The following is a 15213-nucleotide window of genomic DNA, read 5'->3' on the forward strand; positions in this document are numbered from 1 at the left end:
TTTGAAGGAGGCTATCGATGGCGCTGTAAACTACGCGCAGTTTCAATATTCGGCAGAATCGGCCCGAGATTTTGATGAATCCAGTTAAGCGCTTGAATTCGGTTATGCACGTTTATTTTGCGGAAGATATTATAAAGGTGAGACTTAACAGTATGTTCGCTAACACATAGTTTGTCGGCAATTTGATGATTAGAAGAACCTATGCTTAATAAAGAAATGATTTCCATTTCTCGGCTGGTTAAACCACAGGTGGGGCGAAATGCGTTGCTTTGGTATTTACGGTAAAAAAGAACTAGTTTTGCCATTAAGTCCCGAGACATCCACAGCTCATCATTGAGTAACGCGTGGATACCTTTGCAAAATACCTCTAAGCTCTCATTACGATAAAATATTCCTTTTAACTGAGTACAAGCGAGAGCTTCCAGTGCATGATCCATATCGCGAATATTGAAGGCGGCGAGAGGGGTTTTTGCCAGCGTTTCTGGCAGCTTCTCTTGCCAGTCTGGCAATGCTTCTACACTAATATGATCACTGTCGATTAAGATGAGCAGCTGTTCGACAGGTGAAGACGGTATGGTGCTGTCTGGCGAGTAAATGCTAATTGAGCAATGAGTATGATCGAGCAAATAGTCTGCAAACAGCTGTGACTGCGGACTTTGTTCGGTAATGAGATACACCAAACCTATGGTCTTTTCCTGTGACATCGGGAAGTCCTCGTGGAAAGAAAGAGTGAGCAGGTGTTCTTTGAAGTGTTGCTTATAAGATACATTCCGTAAAGTTTTGTTATTAGAAAACTGGTAAATCCAATTTGAATATATATATAGTTTTTTGGAATAAATCATATAAGACCATGTTTAAAAAGTACTTATTATTAATATAAGTGGTATATAAATTAGTTTTTGATAATTACATTTGGTAACAAATAGTCTGCTTTAGAAGCAATTTTGTTCTATGTAAACTCATTACTCTTCCTTTTGGAGATATCTCTATGGCCTCGTCCAGTACCTTAGTTTTAGCCAGTGGAAATGCAGGAAAACTAAAAGAATTCAACCAATTACTAGCACCTCTTGGGTTCGATGTTTGTCCGCAATCCGAGTTCGGTGTACGAGATGTGGAAGAAACGGGGCTTACATTTGTAGAAAACGCACTATTGAAAGCTCGTGAAGCAAGTAAAATCAGTGGGTTACCTGCATTAGCAGATGATTCTGGCCTTGAAGTGGATGCACTTCACGGTGCGCCAGGTATCTATTCAGCACGTTATGCCGGTGAGCCTAAAAGTGATGAGCGAAATAATGAAAAGTTATTAACTTCGCTCAGTAACTATGCTGAAGGCCAGCGTAGTGGGCGTTATTGGTGTGTATTGGTGTATTTGCGCCATGCAGAAGATCCTGTGCCAGTTATTGTGCAACGTAGCTGGGAAGGCGAAATTCTGGCCCACCCTCGCGGTAACAGTGGTTTTGGCTATGACCCTCTTTTCTGGCTACCGGATCAAGGAATGAGTGTTGCCGAGCTATCTAGCGAAACCAAAAACCGTCTCAGTCATCGTGGCCGGGCATTACAGGGCTTAGTTGAGCTTTTGAAGGTGGCGCATGGCTGAGCCATTGCCACCTTTATCCCTCTATATCCATACACCATGGTGTGTACGTAAGTGCCCGTACTGTGACTTTAATTCTCACGAGCCAAGCTCTCGTGAGCTGCCTGAAGCCGCTTATCTGAATGCCCTGTTGAATGATTTGGACGGTGATTTACACCTGGCCAGCGGGCGAGAAATTCAAACGATATTTATTGGCGGTGGCACGCCAAGCCTGTTATCGCCAAACTTTTATGATCAATTATTCAAAGAGATACGCCTCCGATTGCCGTTCTCTTCTGCTATTGAAATTACTCTAGAAGCGAATCCTGGCACGACCGAGCAGCAGCGTTTTGTTGGTTATCGAGAAGCTGGGATCAATCGGTTGTCTTTGGGAGTTCAGAGCTTTCGTCCTGAACAGCTTAGCGCCTTGGGGCGTATTCATAGCGGCCAAGAAGCAGTCAATGCTGTTCGCCAGGCGCGCGAGGCGGGGTTTGATAATCTCAATATTGATCTAATGCATGGATTACCCAAGCAAACCCCAGCTCAAGCGATGGAGGATATTGATCAAGCATTAGCCTTGGAACCAGAGCATCTCTCCTGGTACCAGTTAACGCTTGAACCCAATACGGCATTTTTCTCTCCCCCGCCGGTGTTACCAGAAGAAGAGGCACTCTGGGATATTCAGGAAGCGGGGCATCAACGTCTCGAACAAGCCGGTTTGCGGCGCTATGAAATCTCCGCCTACGCGCAGCCAGGACAGCAAAGCCGCCACAACATCAACTATTGGCAGTTTGGCGATTATTTGGGTATCGGGGCGGGTGCCCATGGAAAGCTGACGACGGTCGATAGTCAGGGGAAGCGGCATATTGAAAGGCGTTGGAAAACACGTCAGCCAGAGGCGTATTTACGCCGTTCAAATGATCCGCGTGGCTTTGTGGCCGGCAAGCAGCCGATAGCAACGCAAGAACTGCCCCTTGAATTCGCGATGAACGCGTTACGTTTAACGGATGGAGTGACAATGGAGGTCTGGGCCGCCCACACAGGTCTTCCCCACTCCGTGTTACTTGCTCGGTTACAAAGCGCGTACGAAAAAGGACTTTTAATGGAAATGCCCGAAAAGCTGCGTGCATCGCCTCAAGGTCTATTATTCTTGAACGAATTGCTGACATTAATAAGCGATGAGTGATCAGCGATATATAAAGCAATTACCCTGTAGATTATCAAGGAGTGAGTGATGCGTATTTCTCGACTACTGCCCCCACTGGCAGCAGCCATTTTATTAGCTGGCTGTGCTACCTCGGACCCTTATGGCGGTCAGACGCAGCGCTCTAGCACTGCGATGGGATCGGGCATTGGCGCGGCCATTGGTGCAGCTGCCGGGGCGCTATCTGGCGATGGCAGCACTAGCCGTCGTGACCGCGCATTGATTGGTGCAGCGGTAGGTGCTGCAGCGGGTGCCGGTGTAGGTGTTTACATGGATCGTCAGGAGCAACAGCTGCGCCAAAATCTCCAGGGCTCACGTATTGAGATTGATCGTCGTGGTGACGATATTGTGCTTAATATGCCCAGTGGCGTTACTTTTGGTTTCGACTCTGCCGACCTTACCAGTGAGGCACGCAACTCCCTTAACCAAGTTGCCAATGTACTGACTCAGTACCAGGATACCCGCGTCAACATTGCTGGCCACACTGATAGCACCGGAGATGCAAACTATAACCAGCGTCTGTCTGAGCGCCGTGCTCAGTCCGTGGGTAATTACCTTAGCCAAAACGGCGTATCCTCTGCTCGATTAAACACGATGGGATATGGGGCAAATCAGCCGGTTGCTAGCAATAATTCTGAACAAGGCCGTGCGCAAACCCGCCGTGTTGAGATCACCTTAACCCCCACGGGAAATGGCCAGGGTTAACGCTAACGATTTATGAGCTAACCTCAGCATTGCCGATGAATGCCCGCTATGATCACATAGCGGGCATTTTTTCGATTCATTGTTAGCGAGCGACTATGCTGTCCTACCAACACGCTTACCATGCCGGTAACTTTGCCGATGTGCAGAAACATTTAACGCTTTACGCGGTGGTTGATTATTTATTACGTAAAAAATCAGCCATTACATATATAGATACTCATGCGGGGCGAGGTCTCTATCCCCTTGGTACTAAAGAGACTCAGCGGCTTTAAGAGTACCGTGAGGGCATCTGGCCTCTATGGCAAGCAAGTGGACAGCTAACGGATCCTTTACTAAACGGTTGGCTAGCCACGCTAGGGTCTGCCCAGCCCCATGCTTCCGAGCTTACCCATTATCCTGGCTCGCCTTGGTGGCTCTCTCAGCCGCTTCGTGAGCAAGACCGCCTTACGCTATTTGAGCTTCATCCTGGTGAGCATGAGCACTTAAGCACCCAATCGCTTCCCCCGCAGGCGCAGAGAATTTATGGAGATGGCCTAGCAGGCTTAAGCGAGCTGGTGCCTGTTACAACGCCTCGTTTGTGTGTGTTGATTGACCCTAGCTACGAACGTAAAGCGGAATATCAGGAGGTGGTCGACGCGGTGACATATAGCCTTGCAAAAGTACGTCATGCGGTGCTACTGGTATGGTATCCACTGCTACCGGCAGGCAACCATCACACTCTGTTAAACGGCTTGAGAGAGAGTGGCATACGTAAAATTTGGCGCAGTGAACTTCATCGTCATACGCCCAACGAACAAAGCCATGGCATGTACGGTAGTGGAATGCTGGTGATTAACCCGCCCTGGGGCTTAGATGAGCGTCTAGCGGCGGCGATGGCAAACATAACGCCGCTGCTAGGCTCGGAAAGTGACTATCGTTCAGAGTGGCTGGTAGGCGAATAGCTGGTTGGCCACCACCGTTATCTATCAAAGCAAATGATTATTTACCAATACAGAAGCTGCCGAAAATTTCGCCGAGCAAATCGTCAGCGCTAAATTCACCGGTAATTTCGCCTAATGCCTGCTGGGCGTCGCGCAAGTCTTCGGCCAGCAGTTCTCCGGCACCGTAGCCATCTAGTTGGGCGCGACCGGTTTCTAGTGCAGCCATGGCGCGATCTAAGGCGTCTAAATGGCGACGACGGGCTGAGAATCGTCCTTCGGTAGTCGCAGAAAACCCCATGATGTCTTTTAAATGAGCTTTTAAGTTATCCACACCCACACCAGTTTTCGCGGATAGTCTTATCGTTGGTGTGGTTGTGGATAAATCAATACCAGCTTGTTCGGCGCTGGTATCAATTTTATTTCGCACCAGTGTTAGACGCGTTTGATCGGGGAGTCTGGCGACAAATTCCGGCCAAATAGTCATAGGATCGGTCGCATCAGTGGTGGAAGCATCTACCAATAGCAGCACGCGGTCGGCTTTTTCGATCTCTTCCCAAGCGCGGGCAACGCCGATTTTCTCTACGGCGTCGGGGGTGTCGCGCAGCCCAGCGGTGTCGATAATATGCAGTGGCATGCCATCAATGTGGATATATTCCCGCAGCACGTCACGGGTGGTGCCGGCAATGTCCGTGACAATGGCGGGATCTTGTTCGGTCAGTGCGTTGAGCAAGCTAGACTTACCGGCATTAGGTCGTCCAGCAATCACCACGCTCATTCCTTCGCGTAACAGTGCCCCTTGGCCTGCGGCTTTGCGACCCGCCGTCAGCGCTTGCTGAACGTTCTCTAAACGGTTGGCGACGTGACCATCGGCTAAAAAATCGATTTCCTCCTCTGGGAAATCAATCGCCGCTTCGACGTATACCCGCAGCTCGATGAGTCGCTCCACTAACGCCGAGATGCGCTGAGAAAACTCCCCCTGCAACGAGCGTACGGCATTTTCTGCAGCAGAACGGGAGGTAGCGTCTATTAGGTCGGCAATGGCTTCGGCCTGAGCTAGATCTAATTTGTCGTTTAGAAAGGCACGCTCTGAAAACTCACCTGGGCGGGCTAGTCGTGCGCCAAGCTGTAGGCAGCGTTCAAGCAGCATATCCATAATAATTGGCCCGCCATGTCCTTGCAGTTCAAGCACGTCCTCACCGGTAAATGAGTAGGGCCCGTTGAACAGCAGGGCAATGCCTTCATCAATAACGCTTTCAGCGGCATAAAACGGGCCGTAGTGAGCGTAACGAGGGGAAGGGCAGTGGCCCAGTACAGCGGCAGCGATATCGCGGCAGGCAGGCCCTGACACGCGAATAATGCCAACACCGCCGCGGCCAGGAGGGGTTGCCAGGGCGGTAATGGTGTCTTGGGTGTAAAGTCGATCGGCCATGGCGCTTCTCGTTGGTGTATGGCGAAGATTGTCGCGTTGTTCATCCTAAAACGCCAGACCCCCGCTAGGGCGGGGGTCTGGTGGTAGGAGAAGGGAGCGTATTACTTGGTTCGCAACCCTTTGCCGACGTTTGGATCATTCTCAATATTACGCGTAATTAAATACTGCTGCGCCACCGAGATGATGTTGTTGACGACCCAGTAGATAACCAGACCCGCTGGGAACCACAGGAAGAAGAAGGTGAAGATAATCGGCAGCATCTTCATAATCTTCGCCTGCATGGGATCGGGCGGTGTCGGGGTCAGCATTTGCTGAACGAACATCGAGATCCCCATCAGAATTGGCAAGATAAAGTACGGATCTTTCACCGACAAATCTTGAATCCAGAATATGAACGGCGCATGGCGAAGCTCAACAGACTCAAGCAGCATCCAATACAGCGCTATAAAGACCGGCATTTGCACCAGAATTGGTAAACAGCCGCCCAGAGGATTGATCTTTTCCTTCTGGTAGAACTTCATCATCTCTTGAGACATTTTCTGGCGGTCATCGCCATACATCTCTTTGAGACGCTGCATTTCCGGGCCAAGCTTACGCATACGCGCCATTGACTTGTAGGCTTTGGCGGATAGCGGGAACAGCACCAATTTCACTAGTACGGTCAGCAGTACAATTGACCAACCCCAGTTGCCAACGATGTCGTGGATCTTATCTAGTAACCAGAACAGTGGGTTGGCGATAAACCACAGCCAACCATAATCTACAGTTAGGCGTAGGTTGGGAGCGACTTGCTCAAGATAGTCTTGAACCTTGGGCCCCATATACAGCGTTGCGCTTAGAGTTGCTTCGCCGTCAGCGGCCACACTGCTAGTGGGGCCAGCAAACGCTACGACATTACGATCACGTGAATCGGTAGTGACATAGTAGAGATTCTGCTGATTTTGCGCCGGTGCCCAGGCTGAGACGAAGTAGTGCTGAATAATCGCAACCCAGCCGCCCTGCGCTTCACGATTTTCAAAGTTATGGCTCTGAATGTCGTCAAAGTCGATTTTTTCGTAGCGCGTGTCTGGCGTTGAGTAAGCCGCTCCCAGGTAGGAGTTCATACCCATCGCAACACCGCTTGAAGGGTCAGGGCTATTATCGCGAGCTAGCTGACCGATAAAGCGTGCGCTAATCGGTGATTCGGTGTTGTTGGCTAAGTAGTAACTAACGTTGACAGCGTAATTGCCACGCTCAAACGTCAATCGCTTAATAACTTCAACGCCGTTAACTTCCGCTGTTAAATCAACACTTAGCTGCTCTTCATTATTGCCTAAGCGGTACTCGGTACGCTCGGGCGTGAAGGCAATGCGGCTAGCCTGGCCGTCGAGTTGCAGACCTGAACGAGCGACGTAGCTACGCGTTGAGTTATCAGAAAGCAACACGTAGTTACGATCTGAATCCAGCGTTAGCTTATGCTGCGGTAGGGCTGCGTACACAATATCGCCACCATGTGGGTCAATGCGTACGTCGAGAACGTCGGTAGTAACAGCAATAAAGTCTCGGCTTGACGAGTCACTTTCCGCTTCCCCGGGCATGCCTTCACTGATGGCATTTTGGGGAGCTGACGAACTAGGAACCGATAAATCATCACTGCCAACATTATTGGCGGATGGGCCGTTGCTGCTTTGGGTAATTTCAGGCGTCGATTCGACGCTTGTTTGCCCATAATCCTGATTCCACTGTACAACCAATAAGTAGGCAAGTACTGCCAGTGGAATCAGTAATAAAAGTCGTTTTACGTCCATGAGGGTTCTGCCCGATGGGTGGTGAACATGCTAATGGCGCAGTGTCATTTACTCGACCTCATTTACTCGACCCATGACACACGAAAGCCTGCCAGGCGGCAGGCCGAGGTCGAGCGGCGAGGTGTGTCGTCAAGCGTCACGTGTTACGCCATTAGGCGGGGGAGATACAGACACCGCCTGTGCGTCGCGCTGAAGTCGTTTCCACATGCCATTTAGCTGGCGAGTAAGCGTTTCGTTATCAATATCTTGTACACCACGCTTTGCCAATATCACGATGTCCACAGAGGGCAGGTGATCCTGGCGGAGGCGAACAGACTCTCTAACGAGTCGCTTGAAGCGGTTGCGATCAACAGCGAGCTTCACATTTTTTTTGCTGACCACCAGTCCAACGCGGGGATGTCCCCCGGTACTCAAACGCGCTAGCGCCATCATACCTTTGCCATGAACCTTCAGGTCTGCTTGTTCAAACACGTGACTAAAATCCCCAGCGTTTAGCAAACGTAAGCACCGGGGAAAGCCTTGATGCGGCACACGCAATCCGAGATCAGGCGCTCAGACGCTTGCGGCCTTTGGCGCGGCGGCGTGCGATAACGGCACGGCCGTTTTTGGTTGCCATACGAGCACGGAAGCCATGCGCGCGCTTGCGCTTGAGAACGCTTGGTTGAAAAGTGCGTTTCATAACTCGTTATTCCCACGTGGTTTAGGACGGAAAGTGAATTCCAAAAGACCCGGTCCAGTGAGGAACCAGCCGGGGAGTTTCAATTCAAGACCGGAAATTGTAGAGACTTCCCGCGTCAGGTGCAATTTTTCCTTGCATAAAAAGCATGAAAAAGGCAATGGGAGCCTTTTGTGCATCGCTATCGTGGCTCTTTGTCGTGACACTACTATTACTAATGAAGTTATTTAAAGATTACTGTTATTAATAGTGGGGATACTTATTGTGGATAAGCCATTTTAGCTGATTTTTATCAACATCTTAAAATCATAAAAAATCTGTGCATAACCTTCGGATAAGCTTTAAATAAGCTGTTAATTTGATGTGTTCAACAGGTTATAAAACACCTCAGATCAGTTTTGTCCTTGATCCATTACCAGTTTTTCCTTATCTCTTATGAATAGTTGTCCACAGGTCAAAAAGAGGCTTGAGTGCGTGTGGATAACCGCTTCGTTGGGCGCTACAATGGTCGGCCGTTTTCAACCGATGGTGAGATGAGTGTCACTCGCGCTTTGGCAACAGTGCCTGGACTACCTGCAGGACGAACTGAATTCACAGCAGTTCAATACCTGGATACGTCCGCTGCAGGCAGAAGAAGGAGAGACCAATGAGCTACGCTTGTTGGCGCCGAATCGCTTTGTGCGCGACTGGGTGAGTGATAAGTATTCAAAGCGTATCAGCGAGCTGATGCGCGAGCTTGCACCATCCAAGCCTCCCAAAGTCAGTTTGACGGTAGGTAGCCGCCGTGTGGCAGCACCTGCTCCACAGCCGAGAGATTTAGGTAACCCGGTCTCAGCGTCTCCCTCAAGGCAAACATCGCCCGCGGTTCATACACCGCCAAGGGGAGACCTTGCTGATGAACGTGAAATTGATCAACTGCGGGAGGAGTCATCGGGTCGGCGCGTTAATGAGCGACAGGTGCAGGTTGAAGGCAGCCTTAAACATGGTAGTGGTCTTAATCCTAATTTTACCTTTGATACATTTGTTGAGGGTAAATCGAACCAGCTTGCCCGTGCTGCATCCCGTCAGGTATCTGAAAATCCTGGCGGCGCCTATAACCCGCTATTTTTATATGGTGGCGTTGGTTTAGGTAAAACACACTTGATGCATGCGGTTGGTAACGCTTTGGCTGGCCGCCGTGAGAATGCCCGAGTGGTATACCTACACTCTGAGCGCTTTGTCGCAGATATGGTGAAAGCACTTCAGTTAAATGCGATCAACGACTTCAAACGCTTTTATCGCAGTGTTGATGCGCTACTTATTGATGATATTCAATTTTTTGCTGGTAAAGAGCGTTCCCAGGAAGAGTTTTTCCACACCTTTAATGCGTTATTAGAGGGTGGCCAGCAAATGATTCTTACGTCTGACCGCTACCCAAAAGAAATTAGCGGTGTGGAAGAGCGTCTGAAATCACGCTTTGGCTGGGGCCTGACAGTGGCTATTGAGCCACCAGAGCTTGAAACCCGCGTAGCAATTTTGATGAAAAAAGCAGATCAGGCGAAAGTTGATCTCCCACACGACGCTGCCTTCTTTATTGCCCAAAAGATTCGCTCAAACGTTCGCGAGCTTGAAGGCGCACTGAAAAAAGTTATTGCAGACTCGCATTTCATGGGTAAAACCATTACCCAGGACTTTATTCGCGAATCGCTTAAAGACCTATTGGCGTTACAAGATAAGCAGGTAGGGGTTGATAATATTCAGCGAACGGTTGCTGAATATTACAAAATTAAAGTCGCTGACCTGCTTTCTAAACGCCGCTCTCGTTCCGTTGCGCGGCCAAGGCAAGTTGCTATGGCGCTAGCAAAAGAGCTGACGAATCATAGCTTGCCGGAAATAGGCGATGCCTTTGGCGGCCGTGATCACACGACCGTGTTGCACGCTTGTCGTAAGGTAAAAGCGCTGCAAGAAGAAAATGCGGATATTCGTGAAGATTATAAGAATCTCCTTCGCCTGCTAACTAGTTAACCGTTATCGTTTGGGCCTGCACTGCGGGCCTTTCAGGATAGAAACCGGAGTACCGATGAAATTTACTATTTCCCGAGAGGCACTGCTTCGCCCGCTGACTCTGGTGGCGGGCGTAGTCGAACGGCGCCAAACGCTACCAGTGCTTTCTAACGTACTGATCCAAGTAGAAGGGGATCAGGTAGCATTAACCGGTACCGACCTAGAAGTAGAGCTAGTAGGTCGTACTGTGGCTAACCAAGTCGATCAAGAGGGCGCTGCCACGGTTCCTGCTCGTAAGCTGATGGACATCTGTAAATCGTTGCCTGATCAATCAGAGATCCAGTTGGCGGTAGAAGAGGGGCGTGCCGTGCTGCGTAGTGGCCGTTCGCGCTTTACGTTATCGACGCTGCCCGTGGCAGAGTTTCCGAATATTGAAGATGCTGATGGCAGTCAGGAACTTAGTGTGCCTCGTGGTACATTGAAGCACTTGATTGAGTCAACGTCTTTTGCAATGGCTCAGCAGGACGTACGTTATTATCTAAACGGCATGCTGCTTGAAATTCAAAGTAACTTATTGCGCACCGTTGCGACTGACGGGCACCGCTTAGCCATGTGCTCACGGCCTATCGATATTGTTGTTGACCAAGCGCAAAAGCTTATTGTGCCGCGTAAAGGCATCCTAGAGCTTTCCCGCTTGTTGGATGACAGCGATGAGCCGGTAAGTCTTACCTTGGGTTCAACCCACGTTCGCGCTCATACCGGCGACTTTACGTTTACCTCTAAGCTGATTGATGGCAAGTTCCCTGACTATGAGCGTGTGGTGCCTCGTAATGGTGACAAAGTACTGATTGCTGAGCGTGCTGAACTGCGTCAAGTGCTTTCTCGTACCGCTATTCTTTCTAATGAGAAATATCGTGGTGTGCGGCTATATCTTGAGGAAAACAACCTTAAGGTAATGGCCAACACCCCTGAACAGGAAGAAGCCGAAGAGAATGTGGCCGTTGAGTATAATGGCGGTGCCATGGAAGTTGGCTTTAACGTTGGCTACTTGGTAGATGTACTGTCGGTTCTGGACGAGGATCGAGTGCAGATGACGCTGGCGGATCCCAATAGTAGTGCGCTGTTAGAAGAGCCCGGTGGCGGTGATGCGCTTTACGTTGTTATGCCGATGCGGTTATAACCGTAATAGGTGGCTAACTGAGGGCGGCGCTTCTGATGGCAGAAGCGCCGTTTTCGCGTTTTACAAGGATGGTAGATTTTATGGTCTTATTCACCGGCAATCGTTAATGAGTGTGACTCGGTTAAATCTTCAGGGATTGCGTAATTTAGCGCCAGTTGAGATGTGTCCTTCATCCCGTATTAATTTGATATACGGCGTTAATGGCAGTGGTAAAACCAGCCTATTGGAAGGGATTCACATCTTGGGAATGGGGCGCTCTTTCCGCACCCGTCAGCTGAAACATGCAATACAGGCGGAAGCGCCCTATATGACGCTCTACGGCCGTTTGGCGGGAGACCCTGAGGTTACGCTTGGCGTAAGGAGAATGCGTGCACAGCGCGAGCTGGAGCTGCGTCTGCGGGGAGAGAAAGGTGTTCGCTTAGCAGAATTGGTTGAGGCTATGCCATTGCAGCTAATAAATCCAGATGCCTTTCGTCTCCTTGAAGGGTCGCCCGCAGGGCGAAGAGAGTTTTTAGATTGGGGAGTGTTTCACGTGAAACACTCCTTTCTCGACGCATGGAAGCGAACGCGTCGCGCGGTGAAACATCGGAATGCGCTCCTTAGGCGTGGTAGAATAGTGCCTAGCGAAATAGCGGTATGGGAGCAGGAGTTGGCGATCTGGGGTGAACAGATGGATACGCTCAGGCAGACATGGTTCAGTGAGTTCTTGCCGGTATTCGATGAAACCCTGAAAGAGCTGATCTCTTTACCTGGTTTAACGCTACGTTATGCAAGAGGTTGGGATAAGCAACGCGCTCTTGTAGATGTGTTACAGGATAGTCGCCAAGCGGATCAGCAAATGGGCTTTACCCAGCAGGGCCCGCAGCGTGCGGACTTACGAATCAGATTAAACAAGCAGCCCGCTGTTGAAGTCCTTTCCAGAGGCCAGCAAAAGCTGGTGGTTAGTGCGTTAAAGCTTGCCCAGGGGCGGCTTCTGGAAAGTACCACACAACGACACTGCATTTACTTGATCGACGATTTGCCAGCGGAGCTAGATAGCACGCACCAAGGTCGGTTTTGCAATTTACTTGAAAAGATGCAGTGTCAGGCATTTATTACTAGCGTCGAACCCTCCGCGCTTCGTGGTATATGGGAACCCTCAACAGATGTCGGGATGTTTCACGTGAAACAGTCCGACCAAGGGTTAAGCCAATTACTGCCGGACGGGTAGGCGACACGGAACGAGACAGACTTCACGACGGAGTGGTCAATGAGCGAGCAGGCTTACGATTCATCAAGCATCAAGGTGCTCAAAGGGCTAGACGCAGTGCGCAAGCGCCCAGGCATGTATATCGGCGATACCGACGACGGCACCGGGCTGCACCATATGGTTTTCGAGCTGGTGGATAACTCCATCGATGAAGCTCTGGCAGGTTACTGCAGTGAAATTCGCGTGGTTATCCACCCGGATGAGTCGGTGACTGTAAGCGATGATGGCCGTGGGGTTCCTACCGAGTTACATGAGGGTGAGGGCATCTCAGCAGCAGAAGTTATCATGACAGTGCTGCATGCTGGCGGTAAGTTCGATGATAATTCATATAAAGTATCAGGCGGCCTACACGGTGTAGGTGTGTCAGTTGTTAACGCACTTTCAGAAGAGCTGCGATTAACAATTTGGCGCCAGGGTGAAGTGTTTGAGCAGGTCTATCGTCACGGTGTGCCTCAAGCGCCGTTGGGTGTTGTAGGTAAAACCGAAAAAAGCGGCACCCGCGTGCACTTTCGCCCATCACCTGACACTTTCGCGAATATTGAATTTCACTTTGATATTCTTGCTAAACGCCTACGCGAACTCTCATTCCTGAATTCCGGCGTTGCCATTCGCTTGTTGGACGAACGCAATGGAAAAGAGGAGTTGTTCCATTATGAAGGTGGTTTGAAAGCATTTGTTGACCACTTGAATAAGAACAAAACAGCGCTTAATCCAGTCTTTCACTTCAATGCTGTGCGTGAAGATGGCGTTGAGGTGGAAGTGGCTATGCAGTGGTGCGACTCTTTCACGGAAAGCATTTTCTGCTATACCAATAACATTCCTCAGCGGGATGGTGGAACCCACTTAGCTGGCTTCCGCGCAGCACTAACGCGAACGTTGAATCATTACATCGAAACGCAGGGGCTGCTGAAAAAATCTAAGGTTAATACGTCGGGTGATGATGCTCGTGAAGGCTTGCCCGCCATTATCTCTGTTAAAGTCCCTGATCCGAAATTCTCGTCTCAAACCAAAGATAAGCTGGTTTCCAGTGAAGTGAAAACGGCGGGTGAACAGGAAATGGGTCGGCTATTTGCCGACTATTTGATCGAGAAGCCTAACGAAGCTAAATCGATTGTTAATAAGATGCTAGATGCTGCACGTGCACGAGAAGCCGCACGTAAAGCGCGGGATATGACTCGCCGTAAGGGGGCGCTTGATATCGCTGGGCTACCTGGCAAGCTTGCCGACTGCCAAGAGAAAGATCCAAGCCAATCTGAACTGTATCTGGTGGAGGGTGACTCGGCTGGGGGTAGTGCTAAGCAGGGGCGTGATCGTCGTACCCAGGCGATTCTGCCGCTGAAAGGTAAAATACTAAACGTTGAGAAAGCACGCTTCGATAAGATGCTGTCATCTGCAGAAGTCGGCACTCTGATAACTGCGCTAGGCTGTGGTATCGGCCGCGAGGAGTTTAACCCCGATAAGCTACGTTATCATTCGGTCATTATCATGACTGACGCCGACGTTGACGGTTCGCACATCCGCACATTGTTGCTAACGTTCTTTTTCCGTCAGATGCCTGAATTGATTGAACGCGGTCACATCTTTATTGCTCAGCCTCCGCTTTATAAAATTAAGCGGGGTAAGCAAGAGCTCTATCTGAAAGATGAGCAAGCAATGACCGACTACCTGACCACCACGGCTCTGGATGGGGCAGGGTTATATGTAAATGCTGATGCGCCAGGGATTGCCGGTTCACAACTAGAAGCGTTGGTTACTCAGTACCGAAATGTGATGAAACGGATTGATCGCCTTGCTCGGGTCTACCCCATTGCGGTACTCAAGGAGGCTGTACATGTAACTGCGCTTCAAGGTGAAGTAAGTCTTAAAGACCGCATCACCATGGAAAATTGGATTGCTGAGCTACAGAAAGCAATGGATGACATGGTGGCGTATGAAGGTGGTCCGCGTTACCAGTTCTTCCTGCAGGAAGATAGCGAGCGTGGTTTGCATTTACCAGCAGTGTCATTAATTGCCCACGGCGTGACTACTGAGTATGTGTGGGGCCTGGACTTCTTTGAAAGCACTGACTACCGCGCCATTACGGGCCTTGGCGAGACGTTAAACGGGTTGCTTGAAGAAGGTGCTTACATCGCCCGTGGCGAGCGTCAGAAGCCGGTTTCGCACTTCTCCGAAGTGCTGGCTTGGTTAATGCAAGAGGGGCAGCGTGGCCTCTCTTTCCAGCGCTACAAGGGGCTTGGGGGAATGAACCCTGATCAGCTATGGGAAACCACCATGGATCCCGACAGCCGTCGTATGCTGCGAGTAACCATTGAAGATGCGGTAGCAGCCGATATGATGTTTAACACGTTGATGGGTGATGAAGTTGAGCCTCGTCGTGAATTTATCGAAACCAATGCGCTAGTTGCTAATCTTGATATCTGATGCGTTCGTCACCACGTGTTTCACGTGAAACAGTGCGATAAGCACTAACAAACGCAGTCAGATGAAAAACAAAACGCCGCTTCTAA

General features: G+C 50.0%; 12 protein-coding genes and 1 pseudogene. 8 read left to right on the top strand and 5 right to left on the bottom strand.

The genetic code is table 11. The features are described 5' to 3' along the window. Window positions 1-11: 11 nt before the first annotated feature. The gene (locus tag REH51_RS09010; RefSeq protein WP_009723340.1) at window positions 12-704 is read right to left on the bottom strand and encodes a response regulator transcription factor; all 693 of its coding nucleotides are present in this window, start codon (window positions 702-704) and stop codon (window positions 12-14) included. Between the two features lie 284 nt (window positions 705-988). Here REH51_RS09010 and rdgB point away from each other — a divergent pair, with 284 nt between their 5' ends. The 4 genes and pseudogenes from rdgB to REH51_RS09030 all read left to right on the top strand — a co-directional run bounded on the left by rdgB (window position 989) and on the right by REH51_RS09030 (window position 4423). Continuing rightward, entirely contained in the window at window positions 989-1597 is a 609-nt protein-coding gene (gene rdgB / locus REH51_RS09015) for an RdgB/HAM1 family non-canonical purine NTP pyrophosphatase (RefSeq protein WP_009723341.1), read from the top strand. Continuing rightward, window positions 1590-2759: a radical SAM family heme chaperone HemW gene (gene hemW / locus REH51_RS09020; RefSeq protein ID WP_498937668.1), complete on the top strand. Its 1170-nt coding sequence runs from the start codon at window positions 1590-1592 to the stop codon at window positions 2757-2759. Before rdgB ends, hemW begins: the two co-directional genes overlap by 8 nt. A gap of 48 nt (window positions 2760-2807) precedes the next feature. Continuing rightward, complete coding sequence (locus tag REH51_RS09025) at window positions 2808-3482, top strand: YiaD family glycine zipper/OmpA-like lipoprotein (protein ID WP_498937670.1); 675 nt, start codon at window positions 2808-2810, stop codon at window positions 3480-3482. A gap of 95 nt (window positions 3483-3577) precedes the next feature. Beyond that, window positions 3578-4423: pseudogene (locus tag REH51_RS09030) on the top strand (23S rRNA (adenine(2030)-N(6))-methyltransferase RlmJ). Between the two features lie 37 nt (window positions 4424-4460). Here REH51_RS09030 and mnmE read toward each other — a convergent pair. The 4 genes from mnmE to rpmH all read right to left on the bottom strand — a co-directional run bounded on the left by mnmE (window position 4461) and on the right by rpmH (window position 8297). Further along, the gene (gene mnmE / locus REH51_RS09035) at window positions 4461-5831 is read right to left on the bottom strand and encodes a tRNA uridine-5-carboxymethylaminomethyl(34) synthesis GTPase MnmE (protein ID WP_498937672.1); all 1371 of its coding nucleotides are present in this window, start codon (window positions 5829-5831) and stop codon (window positions 4461-4463) included. Window positions 5832-5932: 101 nt separating this feature from the next. After that, on the bottom strand, window positions 5933-7618 hold the full coding sequence (gene yidC / locus REH51_RS09040) for a membrane protein insertase YidC (protein WP_498937674.1): 1686 nt from the start codon (window positions 7616-7618) through the stop codon (window positions 5933-5935). A gap of 129 nt (window positions 7619-7747) precedes the next feature. Then, complete coding sequence (rnpA, locus tag REH51_RS09045) at window positions 7748-8149, bottom strand: ribonuclease P protein component (RefSeq protein ID WP_498937676.1); 402 nt, start codon at window positions 8147-8149, stop codon at window positions 7748-7750. Window positions 8150-8162: 13 nt separating this feature from the next. Next, complete coding sequence (rpmH, locus tag REH51_RS09050; RefSeq protein ID WP_009723348.1) at window positions 8163-8297, bottom strand: 50S ribosomal protein L34; 135 nt, start codon at window positions 8295-8297, stop codon at window positions 8163-8165. A gap of 534 nt (window positions 8298-8831) precedes the next feature. Between rpmH and dnaA the strand changes: the two genes are divergently transcribed. The 4 genes from dnaA (at window position 8832) to gyrB (ending at window position 15127) form a co-directional block, all read left to right on the top strand. Then, window positions 8832-10298, top strand: a complete 1467-nt coding sequence (gene dnaA, locus REH51_RS09055; RefSeq protein WP_009723349.1) for a chromosomal replication initiator protein DnaA — start codon at window positions 8832-8834, stop codon at window positions 10296-10298. 55 nt (window positions 10299-10353) lie between these two features. After that, window positions 10354-11457: a DNA polymerase III subunit beta gene (gene dnaN / locus REH51_RS09060; RefSeq protein WP_498937677.1), complete on the top strand. Its 1104-nt coding sequence runs from the start codon at window positions 10354-10356 to the stop codon at window positions 11455-11457. A 106-nt stretch (window positions 11458-11563) separates the two neighbouring features. Further along, a complete protein-coding gene (gene recF, locus REH51_RS09065) occupies window positions 11564-12667 on the top strand; it encodes a DNA replication/repair protein RecF (RefSeq protein ID WP_039868943.1) in 1104 nt (367 codons plus the stop codon). Between the two features lie 39 nt (window positions 12668-12706). Continuing rightward, the gene (gene gyrB / locus REH51_RS09070) at window positions 12707-15127 is read left to right on the top strand and encodes a DNA topoisomerase (ATP-hydrolyzing) subunit B (protein ID WP_498937679.1); all 2421 of its coding nucleotides are present in this window, start codon (window positions 12707-12709) and stop codon (window positions 15125-15127) included. Window positions 15128-15213: the final 86 nt, after the last annotated feature.

The sequence above is a fragment of the Halomonas bluephagenesis genome, assembly GCF_054790765.1.